Genomic DNA, 24,745 nt, shown 5'->3' on the forward strand with positions numbered 1-24,745 from the left:
AAAGACAGAGATGTAGTCGCTAATTTGCGATTACATCATGCCGCCCATTCCACCCATTCCGCCCATATCAGGCATAGATGGTCCTGATGCATCAACAGGTACGTCAGTGATCATTGCTTCAGTCGTGATCATAAGACCCGCAACAGATGCAGCAAACTGTAGTGCTGAACGTGTTACTTTAGTTGGATCTAAGATGCCCATCGCAATCATGTCGCCATATTCACCTGAACCAGCGTTGTAACCGTAGCTACCTTCGCCTTCACGAACGTTGTTTGCCACAACAGATGCTTCATCACCAGCATTTTGCACGATTTGACGTAATGGTGCTTCCATTGCTCTTAGTGCAACTTTAATACCGACTGTTTGATCTTGGTTATCACCTTCAAGACCTTGGATTGCTGCAGCAGCGCGAACAAGTGCAACACCACCACCAGCTACAACGCCTTCTTCAACCGCTGCGCGAGTTGCATGTAATGCATCATCAACGCGGGCTTTTTTCTCTTTCATTTCGATTTCAGTTGCTGCGCCAACTTTAATTACCGCAACACCGCCAGAAAGTTTAGCAACACGCTCTTGTAGTTTCTCTTTATCGTAATCTGAAGACGAATCTTCGATTTGCTTACGGATTTGAGCTACACGACCTTGGATAGTCGCTTCGTCACCGATACCATCAATGATCGTTGTTTCATCTTTCGTGATGATGATACGCTTTGCTTGGCCAAGTTCTGCAACAGTAGCTTTTTCTAGCTCCATACCGATCTCTTCAGAGATAACAGTACCAGCAGTTAGCATTGCAATATCTTGTAACATTGCTTTACGACGGTCGCCAAAGCCAGGTGCTTTAACAGCTGCAACTTTAACAATACCACGCATGTTGTTCACTACTAATGTAGCCAGTGCTTCGCCTTCAAGGTCTTCAGCAATGATTAATAATGGTTTAGATGCTTTAGCTACGCCTTCAAGTACAGGTAGTAGTTCACGAATGTTAGACACTTTCTTATCTACTAATAAGATAAATGGTGATTCTAATTCAACGCTACCCGTTTCTTGGTTTGTTACGAAGTAAGGTGATAGGTAACCACGGTCGAACTGCATACCTTCAACAACATCGAGTTCGTCTTCCAGTGCTTGGCCGTCTTCAACCGTAATAACACCTTCTTTACCAACACGATCCATTGCTTCAGCAATGATTTTACCTACACTTGCGTCAGAGTTTGCCGAGATAGTACCAACTTGTTCAACTGCTTTCGTATCTGAACAAGGTACTGACAGTTCTTTTAGTTCTGTAACTGCAGCTTTAACCGCTTGGTCAATACCGCGTTTCAGATCCATTGGGTTCATGCCCGCAGCAACGGCTTTTAGGCCTTCATTAACGATTGCTTGTGCAAGCACTGTTGCTGTAGTTGTACCGTCACCAGCCGCTTCATTTGCTTGAGAAGCAACTTCTTTCAGCATTTGTGCGCCCATATTTTCGAATTTGTCTTCTAACTCGATTTCTTTTGCTACTGTTACACCATCTTTAGTGATCAGTGGTGCACCGAAGCTTTTATCGATTACAACGTTACGACCTTTAGGGCCTAATGTTACTTTTACTGCATTCGCAAGAATGTTTACGCCGTTAAGCATTTTATCGCGTGCGTCTAAGCCGAATTTTACGTCTTTAGCCATCTTAATTGTCCTTTTAAAATCTTTTAATTTTTTGGTATTAGGTCTATCAAAAATAAATGTTTAAATTTATTCAACGATAGCTAAAATATCAGCTTCACTCATGATTAAAACTTCTTTGCCTTCTAGCTTTTCAGTTTTAACGCCATAGCCTTCACTAAAAATAACAGTATCGCCAACGTTAACAGCCAGTGGGCGTACTTCACCGCTATCTAATAAACGGCCGTTACCAACAGCAATAACTTCACCGCGTGTCGATAATGTCGCAGATGCACCAGTAAGTACGATACCGCCTGCTGATTTAGTTTCTTGTTCTTGGCGACGAACGATCACGCGATCGTGTAGTGGACGAATTGTCATTTAAAGATCTCCTAAAGAATACATGTTGCGAATATCAATGGCCGATTATTTACCGACACCATGACTATGGAGTAATATATCGGGGCAACTGCTTTCCAACTCAAGGGAAAAGCGAAAAATAGTTAATAAATTCACACCTAACATAGCGTATTTAGATTGTTTCTATAAATATAAATGTAAATGTCAGGTAAAAGTATAAAACAAAACTTTTTGTTGACGAAGAAACGCGTAATATAACCCGAACTAAATTTAGTCCATAAACCTTCTCAGTGACTTTTTAGCCATCACGTTAGCGAACATTTTAGGTAATCAGTATTGAAAGATAAACACGGCCTTCTCTCGGCACCCGTCTCTCAGGTAATGACAAAAATGGCAGTACCTATGGCCTATGGTTTATTAGCTGTACTTGGCTTTAGCTTAGTGGACACTTACTTTGTTAGCTTGCTGGGTACGCAAGCCTTAGCCGCGATCAGTTTTACTTTCCCTGTCACCTTTTTTGTTTCCGCATTAGCCATGGGCTTAGGCACGGGTTTATCTGCTTGCTTAGCGCGTTTATTAGGTCAAGGTCAGCACCAAGATGCGGCGCGATTAACCTCTGACGGACTATTGTTAGCACTTACTACTGTATTAACCGTCGCTGTTATTGGCATTAACAGCATAGAACCATTATTTCGGTTGCTGGGTGCGACAGATACTTTAATGGTCTACATTCAAGATTATATGTTCTATTGGTATGTCGCGATCCCCTTCCTCGTTATCCCTATGGTTGGCAATGCCGCTATTCGCGCCACTGGTGATACAAAAACCCCAAGCAGAGTCATGATCATTGCTGGTTTTATGAATGGCATACTCGACCCATTACTTATTTTTGGCATAGGTCCTTTTCCTGAACTCGGTGTAAAAGGCGCTGCTATTGCGTCTGGTTTATCCTGGTTAATTACCTTTGCAGTGGCGATTTACTTATTGCGTTATCGTGAACAGTTATTGCTATTAACCAAACCAAACCTAGCCAACATGTTAAAAAATTGGCGTAAGATTGCGGCGATAGGGTTGCCAGCCTCTTTGACCAATATGCTGAGTCCAGTAAACAATGCCTTTGTGATGTGGCAATTAGCGGCGTTTAGCACCACAGCTGTGGCCGCTTATGGCGCAGGAACACGGCTGGAAGCGATTTTATTAATCGGCATGATTGCGGTCAGTTCGATGCTCTCGCCTTTCATCGCTCAAAACTCGTCAGCGAAGAATCCGCAGCGTTGCTTAACCGCGATCAAACTGGCGATCCGTTACTCGCTAATTTCACAATTAAGCATTTATCTAATCATTGCCTTAGCTGCCCCTTATATAGCGACATTATTCAGTGATGATGCGGCGGTGATCAGCCACTTATCGTTATACCTTTATATTATTCCTGCGACTTTTGCTATGCAGGGTATTATGATGGCGGTCGCGTCTAGTTTAAACGGCTTTAATCGACCTATGCCAGCACTGAGTCTTAGCGTGCTGCGCTCTCTGCTAATCATTAGTCTATCGAGTCTTGGTGGTTTTTATTATGGTGAAAAAGGTGTTTTCTTTGGTATCGCTAGCGCCAATGTTTTAGTCGGTTTATTAGCTTTATATTACGCCCAGCAATTACGCATCGAGCTGCGTAATGAATTAGGCGATAAATTAGAGAATGAATTTCAGCTAAAGTAACGCAGTGAATGAGACAATGGAAATCAGCTAAACAGCATACATGTTCACCAATTTTCCCGTGTTAATGAATCAAGCCATAAACACCAAATTTACAGCACGAATATTCACTAATAATCCAACAAACTTGCTGTTTCTTAGGCCAAAATAAAATATATTTAGCATTCTTAAAACTTTGTTGAAAAAGGTGATCTAAGCCCACTTTATTAACAAAATACAACGTATTATCCGCACATGATTTTTATTTTCCTTCCTACGTTTTGATCACATAGCAGAGTGTACTAATGACTGTATTAGCAACCGATTTTACTCAAGAAACCCGTTTAGAAACAGACTTATTAGGTGTTAAAAAAATACCCGCGAAAGCTTATTACGGTATTCACACATTAAGAGCGATGGAAAACTTCCATATCAGTAGTGAGAAGATCGGTGACTGTCCTGAATTTGTACGTGGCATGGTAAAAACGAAGAAAGCAGCAGCACTTGCCAATGGTATCTTAGGCACTATCCCACCACACATTAGTGACGCAATTGTGAATGCTTGTGACACATTACTGGCGACTGATAAATTTTACGCTCAATTCCCGATTGATGCATTCCAAGGTGGCGCAGGTACATCGGTAAACATGAATACCAACGAAGTATTAGCTAATATTGCACTAGAGCAAATGGGGCATACTAAGGGCGCTTATAGCCACATCAACCCAAATGATCACGTCAATAAAAGTCAAAGTACCAACGATGCCTATCCTACTGGTTTCCGCGTTGCTTTGTTTGAACGTAGTAACGCTGTATTAGCTGCGCTAACCTCATTAAGCGAAACCTTCTTAACCAAAGCAGAAGAGTTTAATGACGTATTAAAAATGGGTCGTACCCAATTACAAGACGCGGTGCCGATGACATTAGGTCAAGAGTTCCGTGCTTTTGGCATTACCCTCAGAGAAGAAATAAAAAGCATTAAACGTTGCCAAGAATTACTGCTCGAAATTAACCTAGGCGCGACTGCAATTGGTACTGGTTTAAATACACCTGTAGGTTATTCAGAGTTAGCTATTGCAAAATTAGCTGAAATTACCGGTCACCCATTTGTGCCAGCAGAAGATTTAGTGGAAGCAACATCAGACTGTGGCGCTTATGTGATGCTATCAAGTGCATTAAAACGTTTCGCAGTGAAACTATCGAAGATTTGTAACGATCTACGTTTACTGTCTTCTGGCCCACGTACTGGTTTAAATGAAATTAACCTACCCGAAATGCAAGCAGGTTCTTCAATCATGCCAGCAAAAGTAAACCCAGTGATTCCAGAAGTGGTTAACCAAGTAGCATTTAAAGTGTGTGGTAACGACATTACCATCACTATGGCAGCAGAAGCCGGTCAATTACAATTAAACGTCATGGAACCTGTGATTGGTCAATGCCTATTTGAATCACTGACATTATTAGAAAATGCCTGTTTCTCACTACAAGATAAATGTGTCAAAGGCATTACCGCTAACCGTAAGGTATGCCAAGACTTCGTCCTCAATTCAATTGGTATCATCACTTACTTAAACCCATTCATTGGTCATCATGAAGGCGATACTATCGGTCGAATCTGTGCTGAAACAGGTAAGAGTGTACGTGAAGTAGTATTAGAGCGCGGCTTATTGTCAGGAGCTGAGTTAGATGAAATCTTCTCTATCGAAAACTTAATGAATCCAAAATACACAGCACAACGTTTCGCGAAAGCAATTTAAATAAGTTAGCAGTTTGAATAAAAATCCCCGTTACTGCCATATACAGTAACGGGGATTTTTTATATCTCAAATAACCTGTACGGCGATTCTTTAATTACCTTTACAACTAAGCTGCGACAGCCGTTACCTCAAAGGGTCTTTTACGACTCATTAATACGAAAATCGCAGGTACAAAATAAAACGATAATAAAGTCGTTAATACCGTCCCACCCGCGATGGCAATAGCAAACGGCGGCCAGAAACCACCACCCGCTAAGATTAATGGTAAGAATCCCCCCACCGTAGTGATCGTCGTTGAAGTAATATGGCGAGTACAACTGGTGATGGCCTTAATAATGGCATCGGTATCGCCAGCGACCGCTTTCGGATCTGATTTTAATTCAGCCAAAATTACAATTGCGGCATTAATCGCTAATCCCATCAAGCCAAGTAAACCAATAATAACAGTGAAACCAAACGGGTAATTAAATACGTACACACTGAGTAAGCCCAGTCCCACCGATTGAATAGCGGATAATACAATCACACCACCCAAACGGAACGAGTTAAAGGACAGTACCACAATAATAATAAGTAACATCATGATAACGCCAACACTCGCTAAAAGTTTACCCACAGCCTCATTACGTTTAGCTGACTCGCCACCAAACTCCATACTGTAGCCCGGCGGTAATACAAAGTTTTCACTCGCTAAGCGGTCCGAAAATTCATTGAGCACAGTCGACGGAAGCGTCCCCGCAACTAAGTAACCCTCGACAGTATTAACCCGTACACCATCTCGATGTGGAATAGCACCACGACTCGGCTCTAATGCCAGCTCCGTTAGTGCCACCAGTGGGATGCTACTGTGTGATTGTGGAGAACTAAGACTAATGTTAGCGAGGTCAGACAAGCTACTGCGCTGATCATTGGCAATACGTACGCGAACTGGAATCGATTCCGTTGCTTCGATAATAGAACCATTTACCGTACCATGTAATGTCGATTGTAATTGTGTTGCCACATCAGTCAATGTTAAACCAGCTAGCTGACTGACATCTTCGTTAATTTTTAACCATACTTTTGGTAACCCAGGTTGGATTGTTGCACGCGTATGGATCACATTTTCAGTACCAATTAAGATCCGCCTTGCTTCATCCCCTAGGGCTTTCAAGGTATCTAAATTAGGGCCAAACAAGCGTAATTCGATAGGGGCTTTAAACGGAGGGCCTTGCTCTAATTTACGCACTAATATTTGTGCTTCAGGGATCGCATCATCAAGCAAAATTTGTAATTCAGGGATCAGCTCATTAACACGTTGGAAACTATCACCAGTAATCATAGCTTGGGCATAATACTGCGCACCATCTTTATTCGGCATCAAGTTATAGTAAAAAGACGGGGCATTGTTACCAATAAACCAACGTACTTTACTAATACCTTGTTGCTTTGCCAATAATTCGCTAATGGTTTTAGTCACTGCTTCAGTGGCAACAATACTGGTTTGTACAGGCATAAATAATTCAATATGGAACATGTCACGATCCGAAGCTGGAAAAAACTGTTCATCCAACTGTTTAGCCAACATAAAACCACTCAAAGGTAAGATAAATACCAAAGCAATACTGAGCTTAGGTCTAGCCAATACCAATACTAGTGACTGGCGGAAAGTCCGTGCTAAACCCGGTAATTCAATGCCATTATTATACCACGTCGCTGTACGTGCTGATTTACCTTGTGAATTTCCCGCGAGGAAACGACCAGAGAGTCCTGCTACAATCGTATGCGAAACTAAATACGAGCCGATTAAGGCAAAGATCACACTCAGGGCAATGCCACCGACAAACTCACCGCTAGGACCAGGCATCATCACAATTGGCATAAAAGCCAATATAGTAGTGAGTGTAGAGCCGAGTAAAGGTAACCATAAATGCTTAATCGCACCTTGCACCGCAACGCTGGCAGCCAACCCCTGTTGACGACGTTTTTGGATGGTATCAGCCATTACAATCGCGTTATCAACCATAATGCCCAAAGCAACAACTAAGCCAGTAACAGACATTTGATGAATAGGTAATCCGTAATAATTCATCACGGTCAAAGTAAACAATACAGTTAAAGGGAGAGATAACGTGACAATTAAAGCTGCGCGCCAGCCTAAAGTCACTAACAGCACCACAGCAATAATCGAAAAACCAATGAGGATATTACTCACTAGGTCTTGCAGCCTATCTTCTGTATATGTGGATTGATCAAAAAGCACTTCAGTAGTTAATGAAGTTGGCAGTCTTTGAGTAAATCCAGCTACGACCTCATCAACTTTTTCACTCCACTTATCAATTCGTAAGTTAGGTAACATACGAGTCGATATAACAACGGCGTATTGACCATCAACCAATGCAACCTCTTGAGCTGGCCATTGTAATTTTTTACTAACGTTGGCAATATCACCTAAACGAACCACACCACCTTTACTGTCATTAAGCAGAGGGATGTGACGGATCCGATCGACAGAGTCAAACGATCCAGCCACTTCAATCTGCATTTGATTATAGTCATTGATGATGTTACCCGCAGATACCTTGGCATCAGCAGCTAAAATAATATTCGAAATAGCTTGTGTCGATAAGGACAAATTAGCCGCTAAATGCTTATCTATTTCTACCAATATTTGCTCTTCACCACGACCAAACAAACTGACAATATCAGTACCCGAAATAACCTTTAACTGACTCTGTAATTCTTTACCGTAACGACCTAATGTAGTTAAATCAACAGCGCTATTTCCTTGCCATTTAACTGCAATTAACTGCGTGTAGGCATAACCCCTATCGTCTTCTAAACGTGGTGCAATTGCTGCTGGCGGCAACTCACTTGTTACATCATTAAGCAGATCTCTAACTCGAGACCACACTGGTACAGGATCATAGTTAGTATCGTGTAATTCTAACTGTACAATTGAAATTCCCGCTCTAGATGTCGACGTAATATGCTTAATATCAGCAAGTTTACGTAACTTCTGTTCAATTTTTTCAGTTACCATAGCTTCAACACGCTCAGCACTCGCGCCAGGCAGTATAGTCAACACACTGGCATTACGGTTCGTGATCCTAGGATCCTCCGTACGTGGCAGTGTTGATAATGAGCCTAATCCCGCGACAATTAATAAAGTAATCAGCAGTGCTATCAGACGATTATTTTCAGTAAACGCCTTAATCATATTTCATTCTCCGTAGTTGCAGAATATGACGCTTTATTTACAAACGCTTGCTGATGATTAACCCTTACTTTTTGCCCCGGCACGAAACGATGAATACCGGTATTCACATACGCCTGATTACTCTGCAGATCACCTTGTACGTATGCAGCTGTTTCAGTGGCATGTAATATCGTGACTGTAGTGCTTTTTAACTGAAAAACTTCATCTGTCGAATGATCCTCAAGATCCTTCTGTAGTCTATCGTGCTCTAAGGTATAAATATTCCACATACCGCGCACGCCATCAGTAATGGCACTTAATGGGATCCAGTAACCCGGTTCTTGGTACTCCTGCGACAAAGACAAATAAGCTAATTGGCCATTATAAACAGGACTGTTATCAACCAATGTGAAGCGTAAACTTATCGTTCGGGTCACCTTATCCACTTCGTTACCCATGCTAAGTAAACGAACAGCGTAATTAACACCAGCAATTTCGACTTGATGATCCTTGCCTTGCAGCTGAGGAATAAAACTTGCTGGTACACCAACCGTGACCTCGGACGCACCTGTTTGTAATAATCTAAATGCCGTAGTACCAGCAGCAACCACTTCGCCTTCGGCAATTTGGCGGCTGCTAACAATACCATCAAATGGCGCTAACAGTTTAGACTTATCAATATGATACTGGCTTGCATCCAATGCAGATAACGTACTGCGGATCTTCGCGGCAATAACTCGCTTTTGCGACGACAGCTCATCGATATTTTGCTCAGAAGTAAATCCGCGTGAAATTAGCGAACTTAACCGCTTTAGATTTGCTTCAATCAAATCAAATTGCGCTTGCGCTTGCTGCAATTGTGCTTCGAGCTTAGTACGTTCAATTAATAGTAACTGTATGTCTAGCTCTGCCAGCAATTGACCTTTAACAACCTGCTGACCTTCAATCACATGTAGCGTCTTGATAATGCCTGCGAACTCGAAACCTAAATTAGCATCTTGCTTAGCAATCACCTTACCAACAAACTTATTCTCGACTTGGTAACTCGTTTGTTTGGTTAAGTGCCCACTGCTTGCTTGTAAATACTGCGACGCAACCTGCGTTTCATTCGCAACGACATCACTACAAGCTTGCAATGCAAGCATAATTAGCAATATACTTAACCACTGTGCTGGTTTTACATACAACACAGAGAGGTGATTCTTTTTAGACATAATCATTATCCTTTATTTACGTTCAACCCAACTCAACGCTTTATTTCAGAGCCCACACAAAATGGACTCCAGAGTCCAATCTGGATAATAGCAAATACATACTAGACGGTACAGTCCACTTTAATATTAATTAACGCTAGCACAACATTTAATGCGATAATGTCTACTCAATTATTAGCGGTGTAGATAGATGAATAAACCCAGAGCAAAAAGTGAATTAAAGCGAAATCAAATACTTGATGCGGCAACAATACAATTTACCCAACATGGCTACGCCGCTACGAGTATGGATCACATAGCTAAATTAGCAGGAGTATCAAAACAGACTGTCTATAGCCATTTCGGTAATAAAGATGAATTATTTATTACCGCCATCACCTATAAGTGCGAATTGGCAGGAATAGCAGAACTACTACCAGAAAATCTAGGACCCGTTGAATCTGTTTTAACATTATTCGCACAGCGTTTCTTTGCTATGATAACGTCGGTTGACTCAATGGCTGTGCACCGAGTTTGTGCCGCAGAGTGCCTTGCTCATCCACATTTATCACGTTTATTCTTTGAGGCTGGTCCACTTTTTGTTATCGACAAGCTAGCTAATTGCTTAGCTGAATATCACCGCCGTGGAGAGCTGGATATAAACGATTGCCGCCAAGCGGCAATCCAATTATTGTCATTAATAAAAGGTGAGCAATGGACACGGTTAGAATTTAATATTGAAGAATCATTATCTGAACAGGAAATTAAGCACTACTTACAAAGTTCTGTGCGTTTATTTATCCGTGGATACCAGACGTTAAGCTAAAACGATCAGGGTTATATGATCTTTATATAACCCTATTTATTGTAGTTTAAACAATGTTATTCAGCCGTTGCGAGTGTGGCGCTAAACCAATCAAGCTTAGCGGCTAACTGGGTAACCAGACCAATGATAATCAGCGAAGGACTTTCAGCTTGCGCGGCAAGATCACTCAGATCTTTTAACGATCCTTGCAATGTACGCTGCAGTTGACTGGTGCCTCTTTCCACAATGGCCACAGGCATGTCTGCACTCATTCCGTGTTTAATCAGGTTATGTGCAATACCACCACTCTGTGTTAACCCCATGTAGAACACCAATGTATGCGTCGCCTTACCTAATAGCGGCCAATTCAACTGATTCGCATCATCTTTTAAATGCCCAGTAATAAATTGTACACCTTGGGTATAATTACGATGAGTCAACGGGATCCCTGCGTATGCAGCACATCCAGAAGCAGCGGTAATACCCGGCACAACTTCAAAAGGTATGTTAAAAGGTAATAAGGCTTCAAGCTCTTCACCACCACGCCCAAAAATAAACGGATCGCCGCCTTTAAGACGGATCACCTGCTTACCCTGCAGTGCAAGATCCACCAATAATTGATTAATGCCACTTTGTGGTACACAATGATGTCCCGCCTTTTTACCAACAAAAAAACGTTCTGCTTGTGGGTGAATCAAGGCGATAATTTCATCGGACACTAAACGGTCATGTACTACAACTTCGGCTTGTTGCAATAAACGTAATGCTTTAACGGTTAATAAATCGGGGTCGCCTGGACCCGAACCGACTAAAATTACTTTCCCTGTATGACTTATGGCCTGTAGCTCATTCACTGTTGTTGATACTGCTTGTCCAGTCATTCTATATCCTTAGCTACTACGCCAGCCATTCATGGCTAGCAACTATTCACAGCGCTATTTGTCACTGCTTTTACATCACTAATAAATACCATAGCTGTGCAAGGCTTACCAATAGCGGAGTAGTATAAGTTATATCAAGCGAAGCAAGATCAAAAAAGGCGTGAACTTTCGAACACGCCTTTTGGTATTTATTTGTCTATCGCTTATTAATTAAGCTTGTTGTCATCCTTGTCTACTTCAACAAAATCACCTTCAATAACACCGTCATTTTTGGCCTTATTATCAGCACCTGGCTGTTGTTGAAATGGCGACGAGTGCGTTGACGATTGTGACGAATAATGGAAACCTTGCGCATTACCCGTAAACGTCGGTTGTGGAATAATACGATCTTTGTATTGGGCAATAATCGCTTTAGCTAAACGACCACGAATTTGTGGTGTAAGCACCAATAAACCTAACGCATCAGTAACAAAGCCCGGTGTTACAAGTAGCACACCACATACCAGCAGCATAATGCCTTCTACAATTTCTTGTCCAGGTGCTTCACCTGCAGCTAAACGCGCTTGTAATTTTTGCACCGTTTGTATGCCTTGGCTCCGCACCAAATACGAACCAGCAAACGCCGTTAAAATGATAATACCAATCGTCAGCTCTGCACCTAATAACGAACCTATCGACATCAGCACATACACTTCAATTAATGTCATCGCAGTAAATAAGAAAAATAAACGACCTAACACATTAACCTCTCAAAAATATAGTTATAGTAGACGACTTAGCTGAGTATATATTTGTCACTAAGTTATCTAAAAATCCGCACAAAACGATCAGAATATAAAGTAACATAGGGGTAATCAACCCAGTTTTCAAGCTCTAGTCTAGTCGATAGTCCATAATGCTAAGTAACTGACGTCACAATTAAGACAACTAAAACGTAATAAAGTTGGAAAAATGAAAGCAAAATTAACCCTATTACTCGCAAGTAGCTTTGTGATCCAAAGCGTAATACCTGTGTATGCAAATATTAATGTTAGTCCATTTGCAAATAAACAACAGAGCGCCCCTGCATTCTTACCCGTCGAAGATGCATTTGTTTTTTCTCAACTGCAACAAGCCGACAACTTAAATGTATTCTGGCAAATTACCGAGGGCTATTATTTATATAAAAATAAGCTCCGCGTAACAATAAACGGTAATGAGTACACGATAGTCGGCCTACCAGAAGGTAAAGATCATCATGATGAATATTTTGGTAATGTCGAAATTTTTGAATATGAATTGATGTTTTCAGTGCCCCTTTCAACGTTAGCACCAGCAAGTAAAATAACAATTCATTACCAAGGTTGTGCAGTGGCGGGACTATGTTACCCACCCATGACAAAAACATTTATTACCCAATAAACCGTTTTATCCCGTATTTGAATCATCACTCAATGAATACTGGGATACTAAGATAGAAATTTGGTCATGTTTTTCCGAATTAACTCTAATGATAAGGATGCATAAATGAGTTCGGTACCAAACGAATTAACGCCAGACTGGAAACATGTGGAATGGGTGCTAACTGATGTGGATGACACGCTTACTTGGCAAGGAAAGTTACCACCAGAAACCTTAATTTCACTGGCTGAATTACAGCAAACAGGTATCAAAGTGGTGGCCGTAACAGGCGCCTGCGCAGGTTGGTGTGATCATATTGCTCAACTATGGCCTGTTGATGCAGTGCTTGGTGAAAATGGCGCGTTCATTATGGAAAAGGAAAATGGATATTTAACCCTACGGGCCAATCGTTCTATGGATGATATTGCCCAACAACAAGCAATATTAAAACAGCAAGTAAAAGCGATTTTAGCGGATTATCCCGATCTAAATTTAACGCTCGATCAGTCATATCGATTATGTGAAGTCGCGATTGATATTGGCCAGAATAGAGCGCGTGTTGATGACGATATTATTGCTGAAGTTGTTGCTAAAATCCATGCATTAGGCGCACATGCAACTGCCAGCTCTATTCATATTAATGCTTGGTATGGCGAACATTCGAAGAAAGCGACATCGTTACAATTTTTAGCCGAAAAAGGCTTATCACCACAAGCGATTTTAAATCAATCTTGTTACGTTGGTGATTCAATAAATGATCAATTGATGTTTGAAGCACTACCGAAGACAGTGGGTGTCGCGAACATAGAAAAATATTGGCACAAGCTCAGTCATCATCCCAAAATAGTCATGAGCCAACCTGGCGGTTTCGGGTTTGCAGAATTTACCAAACAATTACTCGATATTAAACGTAACTAATTAGCAGCTTCAAAAATACAGCCAACCATAAACAGATAGTGCATTATCTGTTTATGGTCATATTCAAAAGTCCAATTCATCATTGCTATAAATGTACCTAGACTTACTTAGCTCACGTTAAATATGTTTACTACGAACCAACACGAATACCGGCACCACTGTAATCGCCATCAAGATGAATATATTTTCTTTTAACTCTGGATAGAATAAACCCGATACAAACGTCAGCAGCGCAATAGCCAAACTAAACGGAATAGCCGCATAAATAGCTTGTACTGTCATGGTGTCTTCATCAGCCACATTTTCGGCTATATAACGCATCGCCGCTAAATGCGCGATACCAAAGGTCACACCATGTAATAATTGCGACAACATAATGATACTCACATCCGTTGCATAACTTAACGTTAACCAACGAACAATACTGCCTAAGGTCGCAATCACAAACATCATCGCCATACTGGTATTGGCAAACAATCGACGTCCGATAGCCAAAAAGAAGATCTCACCGACAACACCCATACTCCAAAAGTAACCAATGTAGGTTTCGCTAATACCAATGTCCTGCCAATACACAGCACCAAAACCATAATAAGCGGCATGTGCGCCTTGCAGTAATGCAGTTATTAACAAAAACGGCCAAAAACTTGGACGACTTAAAATAGCAATAAAGCTACTGCTACGCTTAGTACTCGTCGTAGTATCTTGCGGCATATTACGCGTGGGGGTCACGGTTAATAATAATAATGCTGCTAAGCCGACAATAATGGTTAATAAAATAACTTTATGATCAAATGATTCAACAAGTAATCCTGTCAGAGCACTCGCAAGCATAAAGCCTATTGAGCCCCATAGGCGGGTCTTGCCGTAATCCATATTATTATGGCGAACCAGCTTTGCCGCCATCGCTTCACCTAACGCCATTAACGGTGAAAAGACAAAGTTGGTGAGCACCACCAGCAGAAAAACCACATACATATTATTGCTCAAGTAAAAACCAGCAAAGGTAATAATACTGGTTAACGTTAAGCGACGCATCGCCTGCAATAATGAAACCGTTGTCGTTAAATTACGGGTTAACAATAAAGCACCAGCAGAACGTGCGATCAAGGCAAAAGCAAGCATCGTCCCGATCATCTCGGTAGACATACCTTCGCCTTTTAACCACAAAGCCCAAAAAGGCAGCAGAACACCATAGACACCAAAGAATCCAAGGTAATATAAGCCCATCCATAAGGTAGATGGCAGTGAATATGACATGTTAACCCTCTAATTATTAGTAAATAACACTGTAATAAGTGCAGCTATCTTGCGCTTTTATCATGAATAAATCATTAAGAAAAATAAATTAAAAAGTTGCGTGAAGTAACATTTTTAAAATCACATATTAGCTATATAAGTCAAACTATCACAAAAACTAAGTGCTAATACTAAAGTCGTATTGATAGAAGTTTACCGCCGTGTCATTTTTATTCACAAGAGATGTGTATAACCGCAAGTGACATAGCGATATAACATCCAAAATAAAAAGGAATTAAATACCATTAAGGAAGAATAATGAGCGACACTAAACTATATCCGGTACCTGCTGAATTTGCGCAAAACAGTTTATTAAATGACAGTGCTTATCAAGCTATGTATAAGCATTCAATTACCGATCCGGAAGCATTCTGGCGTGAACAAGGGCAAATCGTTGATTGGATCAAGCCTTATAGCCAAGTCAAAAGCACCAGTTTCCAACCTGGTAGTGTCGATATTAAATGGTTCCAAGACGGTAAACTCAATGTCTCAGCTAACTGCCTTGATCGTCACTTAAAAGATAACGCCAACAAAACGGCAATCATTTGGGAAGGCGATGATCCCAAAGATTCAGCAAAACTTACTTATCAAGAAGTCTATGAAAAAGTCTGTCAGTTTTCAAATGCGTTAAAATCCCAAGGCATTAAAAAAGGTGACGTAGTTTGCCTGTATATGCCAATGGTGCCAGAAGCCGCTATCGCAATGCTTGCTTGTACACGTATTGGTGCAGTACACACGATTGTATTTGCAGGTTTCTCTGCTGAAGCACTGGCCGATCGTATTGATAACTGCGGGGCTAAATTAGTGATCACCGCCGATGAAAGTCTACGTGCAGGACGTATCACCCGCCTCAAAGATTGCGTTGATAATGCCTTAGCCAAACCACAAGTAACCAGCGTTGAAAATGTCATCGTATTTGCACGAACCAACGCAGATATAACTTGGCATGAGGGCCGCGACCTATGGTGGCATGATGTCGTAAAAGACCAGCCAAGCGAATGCGAACCAGAAGCAATGAACGCCGAAGACCCTTTATTCATCCTTTATACTTCAGGTTCAACCGGTAAACCCAAAGGTGTATTGCATACCACAGGTGGCTACCTTGTTTATGCAACTATGACCTTTAAGTACGTCTTTGATCACCAAGACAATGACGTATTCTGGTGTACTGCCGATGTAGGTTGGATCACGGGTCACAGTTATTTGGTTTATGGGCCGCTTGCGAATGCCGCTACCACGGTATTATTTGAAGGTGTTCCAAACTATCCTGATACTGCCCGTATGAGTCAGGTTGTTGATAAACACCAAGTCACCACACTTTATACTGCACCGACTGCAATTCGGGCACTGATGGCCAAAGGCGATGATGCCATTACTGGCACTAAACGTACCTCGCTTCGACTCATGGGTTCGGTGGGTGAACCGATCAATCCAGAAGCATGGCAATGGTATTACGACAAGATTGGCAACTCATCAACACCGATTGTTGATACTTGGTGGCAAACAGAAACTGGCGGGATCTTAATTACCCCTCTACCTGGCGCTACGGCACTGAAACCTGGCTCTGCAACACGCCCATTCTTTGGCATTAGCCCTGCGTTGGTCGACAATGAAGGTCACTTATTAGAAGGCGAAAATGAAGGTAACTTAGTCATCTTAGATTCTTGGCCAGGACAAATGCGTGGTATTTATGGTGACGAAAGTCGTTTTGAAGAAGCTTATTTTTCAACATTCCCGAACATGTACTGCACGGGTGATGGTGCCAAACGTGATGCTGACGGTTATTACTGGATCACAGGTCGTGTAGATGATGTCCTGAATGTCTCTGGTCACCGTATGGGCACCGCTGAAATTGAAAGTGCATTAGTTGCACACAGTAAAATTGCAGAAGCCGCTGTCGTCGGAGTGCCACACGATATTAAAGGACAAGGTATTTACGCATACGTCACACTGAATGCCGGTGAAAAAGCGGATGACGCATTAATGGCCGAAGTAAAACAATGGGTACGTAGTGAAATTGGTGCTATTGCCACACCAGATACGTTACATTGGACAGACGCATTACCAAAGACACGTTCAGGAAAGATCATGCGTCGTATTCTGCGAAAGGTAGCAACCAATGATACTGATTCGTTAGGAGATACATCCACGCTAGCAGATCCAAGCGTTGTTGACACTCTAATAACCGAAAAGCAAAACGCATAACGCATAACGCATAACGACCATAATCATAATCAACTTATCGGTGTAACGCTCGCCTTAGTTACATCGATTTTTTATTTCCGATACCAACGAACAACCTCAGTATTCATATTCAATTACCTCTGCATAATGCCCTATTAACACCGTTAAATAAGTCATGCACAAATTATTCTAGCTGATCAAACTGTTACTCGATCAAAATTATAGATAATCGCATCAATAACCGGCCTCCCCTCCCTTAAATAAGCAATGTGAGCGAGATAAAACTTAGAGTGTAAACTTTAATAAAATATCAGATAAGACCAGTCAAATGCTGTTATATTCTACGAAAATCATATAATGTGTAGAAAATTAGCAAGAATCATACTTTATATTAATATATGATTGAAGTTTTCAGATAAGCTAGCAAAGATAACGCGTTTAGCGATGTTAGCGTCGTTTTACCAGACAATGGAAGCAATATGTCGAAAAAATTAAGAATATTGTTAATCAACGGACCGAATCTAAACCTTTTAGGTAAAAGAGAACCTGAGACTTACGGCTATCAAACACTTAACGACATTGTAGAACATTTATACGATGTTGCAACTCAGCTTGATATTGATCTGCGCCACGAACAATCTAACGCAGAACACGAACTGATTAACCATATTCATGCAGCGATGGGAAATACTGATTTCATCATTATCAACCCAGCAGCATATACACATACAAGTGTAGCGATTAGAGATGCATTATTAGGGGTTTCAATCCCATTTATCGAAGTACATCTCTCTAATGTGCACGCGAGAGAAGAATTTCGTCATCATTCTTATCTGTCAGATGTCGCCAAAGGCGTTATTTGTGGATTAGGTGCTGATGGTTATGAATTTGCACTGCTTTCTGCTGTCAAACAGCTAAAGCAAACTCACAACAAATAATAAAGAGATTATTATGGATATCCGTAAAATTAAAAAACTGATTGAACTTGTTGAAGAATCTGGCATTGCAGAATTAGAAATTTCTGAAGGCGAAGAATCTGTTCGAATCAATCGTTTTAGCAGCGTTGCACCACAAGTACAATACACAGCAGCAGCACCAGCTCCAATAGCGGCTCCTGCAGCGGTAGCGGCACCCGCAGCGGCTCCAGTTGAAGCAGCTCCAGCTGAAGTAGCTGGTTACCAAGTTCGTTCTCCAATGGTTGGAACTTTCTATAACGCTGTATCTCCAGGTGCTGCACCATTCGTTGCTATCGGCCAAACAGTAAGTGTTGGCGATACATTATGTATCTTAGAAGCAATGAAAATGATGAATCAAATCGAATCAGATAAAGCCGGTGTAGTAAAAGCTATTCTAGCAACAGATGGTCAAGCTATTGAGTTTGATGAACCTCTTTTCATCATTGAATAACTACGGAGTTTACAATGTTGGATAAAGTTGTTATCGCCAATCGTGGCGAAATTGCACTACGTATTCTTCGCGCTTGTAAAGAATTAGGCATTAAAACGGTTGCAGTTCACTCAACGGCAGATCGCGAGCTTAAACACGTATTATTAGCAGATGAAACAGTTTGTATTGGTAAGCCGCCAGCAAAAGATAGCTACCTAAACGTACCAGCTATTTTAAGTGCAGCAGAAATCACGGGCGCGGTTGCTGTTCACCCTGGCTATGGCTTCTTAGCTGAAAATGCTGATTTTGCTGAACAAGTAGAACATTCAGGTTTTATTTTCATCGGCCCGAAAGCTGAAACTATTCGTCTAATGGGCGATAAAGTATCTGCGATTGCGGCAATGAAAAAAGCCGGTGTACCTTGTGTTCCAGGTTCTGATGGTCCACTTGATACAGATGCACAGCGTAACAAGAAAATAGCTAAACGCATCGGTTACCCTATCATCATTAAAGCTGCCGGTGGCGGTGGTGGCCGTGGTATGCGTGTTGTTTATAAAGAAGAAGACTTGCTTGACTCAATTGCTTTAACACGTAACGAAGCGGGTTCATTCTTTGGTAATGACATGGTTTACATGGAAAAATTCCTAGAAAATCCACGTCACGTTGAAGTTCAAATATTAGCGGATGGTCAAGGTAGCGCAATCCACCTTGGCGAACGTGATTGTTCATTACAACGTCGTCATCAAAAAGTGGTTGAAGAAGCGCCAGCACCAGGTATTACTGCCGATCTACGTCGTCACATTGGTGAACGTTGTAGCCGAGCATGTGTTGATATTAACTACCGTGGCGCTGGTACATTTGAATTCTTGTATGAAAATGGTGAGTTCTACTTCATCGAAATGAATACCCGTATTCAGGTTGAGCACACAGTAACAGAAATGGTAACAGGCATTGATTTAATCAAAGCACAGCTACGTATTGCTGCGGGCATGCCATTATCAGTGACTCAAGACGAAGTACGTTTGACAGGCCATTCACTTGAATGTCGTATTAACGCAGAAGACCCTGAGACATTTATTCCAAGTCCAGGTCTGATCAAACGTTTCCATGCCGCAGGCGGTTTTGGTGTGCGTTGGGAATCGCATGTTTATGCGGGTTATAAAGTGCCACCGCACTACGATTCAATGATCGGTAAGTTAATCACTTTCGGTGAAAATCGTGACGTAGCAATCTCAAGAATGCGTAATGCATTAAGCGAGATGGTGATTGATGGTATTAAAACTAATATCCCTCTACATTTAGATATTTTAAATGATGAAAACTTCCAGAATGGTGGAACTAATATCCATTATCTAGAGAAGAAATTAGATCTAAAAGCGAAAAACGCGAAATAGATTCTAAACTTGCTCTAAATAAGAGCTAACCGCATTAAATATAAAAAAACCCAAGCGATTTATTCGTCTTGGGTTTTTTATTATTCAGCCAAAAATCAGCTGGTATTACCTCTATAATAACCACCCTATTTATCTACATTCCCCGTTTCACATTACCGCTAAATATCTAAAACACGTTATAACAATAAACGAAAAACACTAAAAAAATATTCGTACAATACCATCTTCCAGTAAACCCACTAAGAAACAAATACTTAACATCAAGGTGTAAATAACACCGTTCATATAGGTCATTTATCCTAATTCTGCATATAATTTTTATGCACTATTGCTATAGGCATTCTTTTTTCGACTATTAAAAAAAGTACTGTGTACAAACACCCCGTAATCACTATACATTTTATTGTAGTTTAATATCAGTTTTAACAATGAGATAGGATATTTCATTGCGTCAACAGCGTTAATTTGGGGAATATTATGAAGCTAAAACCTATACTTTCGGCGGCAATATTTACCGGCTTATTTTCAACAGCAGGTATTGCAGGGACGATCACTTCACAGGACGACAATGTGGTCGTTGGTTACTGGCACAACTGGTGTGACGGTGGTGGTTATAAGGGGGGGAAAGCCCCTTGTTTTGACCTCAGTGAAGTCAACCCGCAGTACAATGTAGTCAACATTTCATTTATGAAAGTTTATGATACCGCAGAAGGTCGAATCCCAACCTTTAAGCTAGACCCAACGATAGGTATGAGTGAAGCTGAATTTATCGAGCAGATCAATACCCTTAACAGTCAGGGACGCAGTGTACTACTCGCCCTTGGTGGTGCAGATGCACATATCGAGTTAACTCGTGGTGATGAAGATGCACTCGCAGCAGAGATTATTCGTCTTACAGATCGTTATGGTTTTGATGGTCTCGATATCGACTTAGAGCAAGCTGCGATTACGGCGAAAGATAATCAGTTTGTTATCCCGACCGCATTAAAAATGGTGAAAGATCATTACCGTAAAACCGGAGACAACTTTATGATCACCATGGCACCCGAATTTCCATACTTAACTGCAAATGGTGCATATACACCTTATCTGACCGAGCTCGATGGTTATTATGACTTTATTAACCCACAATTCTATAATCAGGGTGGTGATGGTCTCTGGATTGAAGGCGTGGGGTGGATAGCACAAAACAATGACGAGTTAAAAGAAGATTTTATTTACTACATTGCTGACTCTCTCATTAACGGCACGCGTAATTTCTACAAGATCCCACATGATAAACTAGTGTTTGGACTACCTTCGAGTAATGATGCCGCAGCCACTGGTTATGTCAAAGATCCTCAAGATTTATATCGTGCGTTTGATCGTTTAAAAGCACAAGGACAGCCACTGCGTGGTGTCATGACCTGGTCCGTAAACTGGGATATGGGTACAGACTCAGCGAACAATAATTATAATCAGAAGTTTATTAAAGATTACGGCAATTTTATTCATAATCAATTACCGCCAGTCGTCGATATGACGCCAACCTTGGCTGGTATTGTCGATACACGCATCGAACTTAATGGTCGCTTTGATCCTTTAACAGGAATTACTGCTAAAGATTACCAGGGTAATGACATCACAGGTAATATAGAGATATCAGGTCATGTTAATACTAATCAAGTCGGTGAATATCTATTAACGTACAGCGTCAGCAGTGATGATAAAACAGAAAACCAAGTGCGTAAGGTAACGGTATACGAAGTATTACCAAGCGTTGAAGGTATCACAGATACCACGATTGTTATTGGGAGTCAGTTTGATCCAATGCAAGGGGTTACAGCAAACCATCCAACCCAAGGCGATCTCACCAGTAACATCACTGTCGCAGGAGACGTAAATACCGATGTTGTAGGTAAATACGAGTTAACTTACACCTTAACCTACGGCCAAGATAATCAACAGACCATAACGAATAAACGTACTGTTACCGTGGTAAGCGATGCGATAAATGACAGAGACTGGCAAGCTGATACTATCTATGTTCGCGGAGACAAAGTCTCTCATAACGGTTCAACTTGGACTGCGCATTGGTGGACAAAAGGTGAAGAACCAGGAACAACAGGGGAATGGGGCGTTTGGCGCAAGTAGTAAGTAACTAAACGCTTTATAAATACATAACTTAAAAAAATCCAGTATTAGCACACGTTAATACTGGATTTTTCATGACATTTATTACTCACTGAACAGTATATTACTTATCTGCTTTACCAGCCGCATTAGCAAACTTAGCCAACTGTTTATCTAACCAGAAAGGTGTCGTTTCGTTATCTTCACAACGTTCTTTACGACGAATCGCATTACGTACCATCATTGTGCCTAACCAACGTATAGGCTCAGGGGGAAACCCGCCTTTCGGCCCTGTCGTTAAGCCGTTATCACTCCATTTATCATTATGGCCAAGCAACATAGATGATAATATTTTGCCACCGATCCAAGTCTGGCCAACGCCACTACCTGAATAACCAAAGCCATAATAAATATTGCCTACGTCTTCAATTTTACCAAAAAACGGCAGTCCAGTTGCAGAACGATCGGAAGGGCCAGTCCAAGTCACGGCAAACTCTTCATCCACCAGCGTCGGAAATAATTTATCAAACGACTCACGTAATAACTTGCCATAACGAGTCGCTTTATCGAATAAAGGTCTGACTGCATTGCCATAAGAGAAATGATTACCTCCCTTACCTAACATTAATCGGCCATCTGGCGTAGTACGGTAGTAATGCACAAAGGTACGTGAATCCAGCACCGTTTTACCGTCTACTAAACCCATTTTTTTCAGTTTTTCTGGTATTGGTTTAGTGATTGCCATGTCTGAAGATACGACTATGATCTTATTTTTAAATTGTGGAAATTGCTCTAACATCCAAGCATTCAATGCCATCACAGACTTCGTCGCGTAAACAGTACCTTTCGGGGTATTAATCACAATTTTATGCTTTGTGTTTTTATTGCTGTTTGTTGACGTAATCGAATTATCATTAATGGCCAACATTGGGGTGTTTTCATAAATACGTACCCCGAGCTGTTCTGCTACGCGCTTTAAACCACGTGCTAATTTACCTGGTTGTACACTTGCGGCAACAGGAGAGAAATACCCAGCTTGATGCAATTCAGACCCCGCATGTAACTGTACTTTCTTCGCTTCCCACTCCTGCCAACTGTTTAATTCATGTTTATCTAACGCGGCTAACGTTGCCTCTAAACCACCGGTTTGCGCAGTATTAGTCGCGGTAAATAGAGTCCCATCACGACGCAGTTCTGCATCAATTTTATACTTTAAACAAAAGGCTTCTATTTCATCCACGGCTTGCTCTGACGCTTTCACGAGTTCAACTGCCTGCGCTTCGCCATACAAACGTCGCATCGACAAGTACTTGGTCGACCACGTTAACATACAACCACCATTACGACCCGATGCGCCACTACCACAGAGACTTTTTTCTATGATCATTACATCCAGTGTTGGTTGTTGCTGTTTTAGCTGAATCGCGGTCCATAACCCTGTGTAACCACCACCAACAATACACACATCTGCGACGGTATCTGCAGTTAGGGTTTGTGGTTGCACATTATTCCGGTAGTCATCTTCAAGATCCATCGCTTGTTGGAACCAAAAAGGTTGAAATTCAGGCTGCTTAGTCATGATCACACTCTGTGTACTTTTATTTTCATGTAACGAAAAATAGCTAGCCCTATGGCTAGCTATTAACTTTAACCACACCCCTGATGCTTAATGATTACAAGCGACAGGTTAAAGGCTAAATAAACGATTATGGACGTTCGCCAGCGGCTAAACGAGCATCAATATCAGCAACCACTTGCGGCAGGTCAGCAATAGTATCAATCAGATAATGAGCATTAAATGGCGTGAAACGGTCACGGGCTTTTTCACGTGACAGGTGTAGTGTTGCTTCATCTGCGGCAAGGTATTCCGTTAACGTCAGACCAGCCTCGTTACCCGATAATAATAAGCCTACAGTCCACATTCCTGCGTTATGGCCTTCTTCAATTCCCGGTACTGAATCATCTACTTTAATACACGTACCAACATCGGTAACAGCCATATCAATCACATTCTTAAGTACCATATAAGGTGCTGGACGACCGCCTGCTGGTAAGTCATCAGTGGCGACAACACAATCTGGCACGTAGCCTTTTTCTGCAGCAACCGGAATTAGCTTGTCCATAACAACACGAGGGTAACCAGAACATGAGCCAATTTTAACGCCTTGCTGTTTTAAGCCATTCACAACATCGAGCGCATGTGGAATGGGATCGGCATGTTCACCAACTTTCGCTATCTGTAGCGGCATAAATGTTTCGTAAATCGCATCAATATCAGCGGTACTAATCGTCGTGCCAAACTGTGCTCGCCAACGCGCAGCAACATCAGGTAATTCAGATACGGCTTTAATGTGATCCCATTTACCTAGTCCCATAGGTACACGCGCTTCCGCTAGGCTAATATCAAAATCATATTGCGCTTTAAATGCCGCAATAAAAATAGTGGTTGGTGCAAATGAACCGAAATCAACAATAGTGCCCGCCCAATCAAAAATAACGGATTGAACATGACTCAGTTTTACGGATTGATCTTGTACGATGTTAGACATAATAATATTTTCCAAA

19 protein-coding genes are annotated in these 24,745 nt (G+C 41.4%); 10 read left to right on the forward strand and 9 right to left on the reverse strand.

The window, feature by feature from the left end:
* Positions 1–30: 30 nt before the first annotated feature.
* Entirely contained in the window at positions 31–1,668 is a 1,638-nt protein-coding gene (groL, locus tag HWV01_RS20315) for a chaperonin GroEL (RefSeq protein ID WP_211673234.1), read from the reverse strand.
* A gap of 66 nt (positions 1,669–1,734) precedes the next feature.
* The gene (locus HWV01_RS20320) at positions 1,735–2,025 is read right to left on the reverse strand and encodes a co-chaperone GroES (RefSeq protein ID WP_045108838.1); all 291 of its coding nucleotides are present in this window, start codon (positions 2,023–2,025) and stop codon (positions 1,735–1,737) included.
* Between the two features lie 315 nt (positions 2,026–2,340).
* On the opposite strand from HWV01_RS20320, the gene HWV01_RS20325 reads away from it, so the two are divergent.
* Positions 2,341–3,717, forward strand: coding sequence for an MATE family efflux transporter (locus tag HWV01_RS20325; protein WP_249185389.1), 1,377 nt, complete (start codon positions 2,341–2,343; stop codon positions 3,715–3,717).
* Positions 3,718–3,998: 281 nt separating this feature from the next.
* Entirely contained in the window at positions 3,999–5,450 is a 1,452-nt protein-coding gene (gene aspA, locus HWV01_RS20330) for an aspartate ammonia-lyase (RefSeq protein WP_211673235.1), read from the forward strand.
* A 106-nt stretch (positions 5,451–5,556) separates the two neighbouring features.
* Here aspA and HWV01_RS20335 read toward each other — a convergent pair whose 3' ends face one another.
* The gene (locus HWV01_RS20335) at positions 5,557–8,649 is read right to left on the reverse strand and encodes an efflux RND transporter permease subunit (protein ID WP_211673236.1); all 3,093 of its coding nucleotides are present in this window, start codon (positions 8,647–8,649) and stop codon (positions 5,557–5,559) included.
* Positions 8,646–9,842, reverse strand: a complete 1,197-nt coding sequence (locus HWV01_RS20340) for an efflux RND transporter periplasmic adaptor subunit (RefSeq protein ID WP_211673237.1) — start codon at positions 9,840–9,842, stop codon at positions 8,646–8,648. The genes HWV01_RS20335 and HWV01_RS20340 overlap by 4 nt, the downstream gene beginning before the upstream one ends.
* 190 nt (positions 9,843–10,032) lie before the next feature.
* Here HWV01_RS20340 and HWV01_RS20345 point away from each other — a divergent pair, with 190 nt between their 5' ends.
* The gene (locus HWV01_RS20345) at positions 10,033–10,647 is read left to right on the forward strand and encodes a TetR/AcrR family transcriptional regulator (protein ID WP_211673238.1); all 615 of its coding nucleotides are present in this window, start codon (positions 10,033–10,035) and stop codon (positions 10,645–10,647) included.
* 56 nt (positions 10,648–10,703) lie between these two features.
* On the opposite strand, the gene cobA is transcribed toward HWV01_RS20345, so the two are convergent.
* Positions 10,704–11,507, reverse strand: a complete 804-nt coding sequence (gene cobA / locus HWV01_RS20350) for a uroporphyrinogen-III C-methyltransferase (protein WP_211673239.1) — start codon at positions 11,505–11,507, stop codon at positions 10,704–10,706.
* Positions 11,508–11,713: 206 nt separating this feature from the next.
* Positions 11,714–12,247, reverse strand: a complete 534-nt coding sequence (locus tag HWV01_RS20355; RefSeq protein WP_211673240.1) for an FxsA family protein — start codon at positions 12,245–12,247, stop codon at positions 11,714–11,716.
* Between the two features lie 211 nt (positions 12,248–12,458).
* Between HWV01_RS20355 and HWV01_RS20360 the strand changes: the two genes are divergently transcribed.
* Both HWV01_RS20360 and HWV01_RS20365 read left to right on the forward strand, forming a co-directional pair.
* The gene (locus tag HWV01_RS20360; RefSeq protein ID WP_211673241.1) at positions 12,459–12,908 is read left to right on the forward strand and encodes a protein-disulfide reductase DsbD domain-containing protein; all 450 of its coding nucleotides are present in this window, start codon (positions 12,459–12,461) and stop codon (positions 12,906–12,908) included.
* 105 nt (positions 12,909–13,013) lie between these two features.
* On the forward strand, positions 13,014–13,805 hold the full coding sequence (locus HWV01_RS20365) for an HAD-IIB family hydrolase (RefSeq protein ID WP_211673242.1): 792 nt from the start codon (positions 13,014–13,016) through the stop codon (positions 13,803–13,805).
* Between the two features lie 117 nt (positions 13,806–13,922).
* On the opposite strand, the gene HWV01_RS20370 is transcribed toward HWV01_RS20365, so the two are convergent.
* Positions 13,923–15,065 (reverse strand): 3-phenylpropionate MFS transporter, encoded by a 1,143-nt coding sequence (locus HWV01_RS20370; RefSeq protein WP_211673243.1) that lies wholly within the window; start codon positions 15,063–15,065, stop codon positions 13,923–13,925.
* 297 nt (positions 15,066–15,362) lie between these two features.
* On the opposite strand from HWV01_RS20370, the gene acs reads away from it, so the two are divergent.
* The 5 genes from acs (at position 15,363) to HWV01_RS20395 (ending at position 22,201) form a co-directional block, all read left to right on the forward strand.
* Positions 15,363–17,309, forward strand: coding sequence for an acetate--CoA ligase (acs, locus tag HWV01_RS20375; protein ID WP_211673244.1), 1,947 nt, complete (start codon positions 15,363–15,365; stop codon positions 17,307–17,309).
* Positions 17,310–17,767: 458 nt separating this feature from the next.
* A complete protein-coding gene (gene aroQ, locus HWV01_RS20380) occupies positions 17,768–18,226 on the forward strand; it encodes a type II 3-dehydroquinate dehydratase (protein ID WP_211673245.1) in 459 nt (152 codons plus the stop codon).
* A gap of 13 nt (positions 18,227–18,239) precedes the next feature.
* Positions 18,240–18,695 (forward strand): acetyl-CoA carboxylase biotin carboxyl carrier protein, encoded by a 456-nt coding sequence (accB, locus tag HWV01_RS20385; protein ID WP_211673246.1) that lies wholly within the window; start codon positions 18,240–18,242, stop codon positions 18,693–18,695.
* Between the two features lie 14 nt (positions 18,696–18,709).
* Complete coding sequence (gene accC, locus HWV01_RS20390) at positions 18,710–20,068, forward strand: acetyl-CoA carboxylase biotin carboxylase subunit (protein ID WP_211673247.1); 1,359 nt, start codon at positions 18,710–18,712, stop codon at positions 20,066–20,068.
* A 477-nt stretch (positions 20,069–20,545) separates the two neighbouring features.
* Positions 20,546–22,201 (forward strand): immunoglobulin-like domain-containing protein, encoded by a 1,656-nt coding sequence (locus HWV01_RS20395; protein WP_211673248.1) that lies wholly within the window; start codon positions 20,546–20,548, stop codon positions 22,199–22,201.
* Positions 22,202–22,304: 103 nt separating this feature from the next.
* Here the strand turns inward: HWV01_RS20395 and HWV01_RS20400 are convergent, their stop codons facing one another.
* Both HWV01_RS20400 and phnX read right to left on the reverse strand, forming a co-directional pair.
* Positions 22,305–23,759 (reverse strand): FAD-dependent oxidoreductase, encoded by a 1,455-nt coding sequence (locus HWV01_RS20400; RefSeq protein ID WP_211673249.1) that lies wholly within the window; start codon positions 23,757–23,759, stop codon positions 22,305–22,307.
* A gap of 127 nt (positions 23,760–23,886) precedes the next feature.
* Positions 23,887–24,729 (reverse strand): phosphonoacetaldehyde hydrolase, encoded by an 843-nt coding sequence (phnX, locus tag HWV01_RS20405; RefSeq protein ID WP_211673250.1) that lies wholly within the window; start codon positions 24,727–24,729, stop codon positions 23,887–23,889.
* Positions 24,730–24,745: the final 16 nt, after the last annotated feature.

The sequence above is a fragment of the Moritella sp. 5 genome, from assembly GCF_018219455.1.
GTDB lineage: Bacteria > Pseudomonadota > Gammaproteobacteria > Enterobacterales > Moritellaceae > Moritella.

Bases quoted from the DNA above. Each gene is read 5' to 3' on its own strand.
- HWV01_RS20395 (WP_211673248.1), top strand. From the start codon at position 20,546: ATGAAGCTAAAACCTATACTTTCGGCGGCAATATTTACCGGCTTATTT.
- HWV01_RS20365 (WP_211673242.1), top strand. From the start codon at position 13,014: ATGAGTTCGGTACCAAACGAATTAACGCCAGACTGGAAACATGTGGAA.
- aspA (WP_211673235.1), top strand. From the start codon at position 3,999: ATGACTGTATTAGCAACCGATTTTACTCAAGAAACCCGTTTAGAAACA.
- HWV01_RS20370 (WP_211673243.1), bottom strand. From the start codon at position 15,065: ATGTCATATTCACTGCCATCTACCTTATGGATGGGCTTATATTACCTT.
- accC (WP_211673247.1), top strand. From the start codon at position 18,710: ATGTTGGATAAAGTTGTTATCGCCAATCGTGGCGAAATTGCACTACGT.
- cobA (WP_211673239.1), bottom strand. From the start codon at position 11,507: ATGACTGGACAAGCAGTATCAACAACAGTGAATGAGCTACAGGCCATA.
- HWV01_RS20335 (WP_211673236.1), bottom strand. From the start codon at position 8,649: ATGATTAAGGCGTTTACTGAAAATAATCGTCTGATAGCACTGCTGATT.
- accB (WP_211673246.1), top strand. From the start codon at position 18,240: ATGGATATCCGTAAAATTAAAAAACTGATTGAACTTGTTGAAGAATCT.
- HWV01_RS20360 (WP_211673241.1), top strand. From the start codon at position 12,459: ATGAAAGCAAAATTAACCCTATTACTCGCAAGTAGCTTTGTGATCCAA.
- acs (WP_211673244.1), top strand. From the start codon at position 15,363: ATGAGCGACACTAAACTATATCCGGTACCTGCTGAATTTGCGCAAAAC.
- phnX (WP_211673250.1), bottom strand. From the start codon at position 24,729: ATGTCTAACATCGTACAAGATCAATCCGTAAAACTGAGTCATGTTCAA.
- HWV01_RS20340 (WP_211673237.1), bottom strand. From the start codon at position 9,842: ATGTCTAAAAAGAATCACCTCTCTGTGTTGTATGTAAAACCAGCACAG.
- HWV01_RS20320 (WP_045108838.1), bottom strand. From the start codon at position 2,025: ATGACAATTCGTCCACTACACGATCGCGTGATCGTTCGTCGCCAAGAA.
- groL (WP_211673234.1), bottom strand. From the start codon at position 1,668: ATGGCTAAAGACGTAAAATTCGGCTTAGACGCACGCGATAAAATGCTT.
- HWV01_RS20345 (WP_211673238.1), top strand. From the start codon at position 10,033: ATGAATAAACCCAGAGCAAAAAGTGAATTAAAGCGAAATCAAATACTT.
- HWV01_RS20400 (WP_211673249.1), bottom strand. From the start codon at position 23,759: ATGACTAAGCAGCCTGAATTTCAACCTTTTTGGTTCCAACAAGCGATG.
- aroQ (WP_211673245.1), top strand. From the start codon at position 17,768: ATGTCGAAAAAATTAAGAATATTGTTAATCAACGGACCGAATCTAAAC.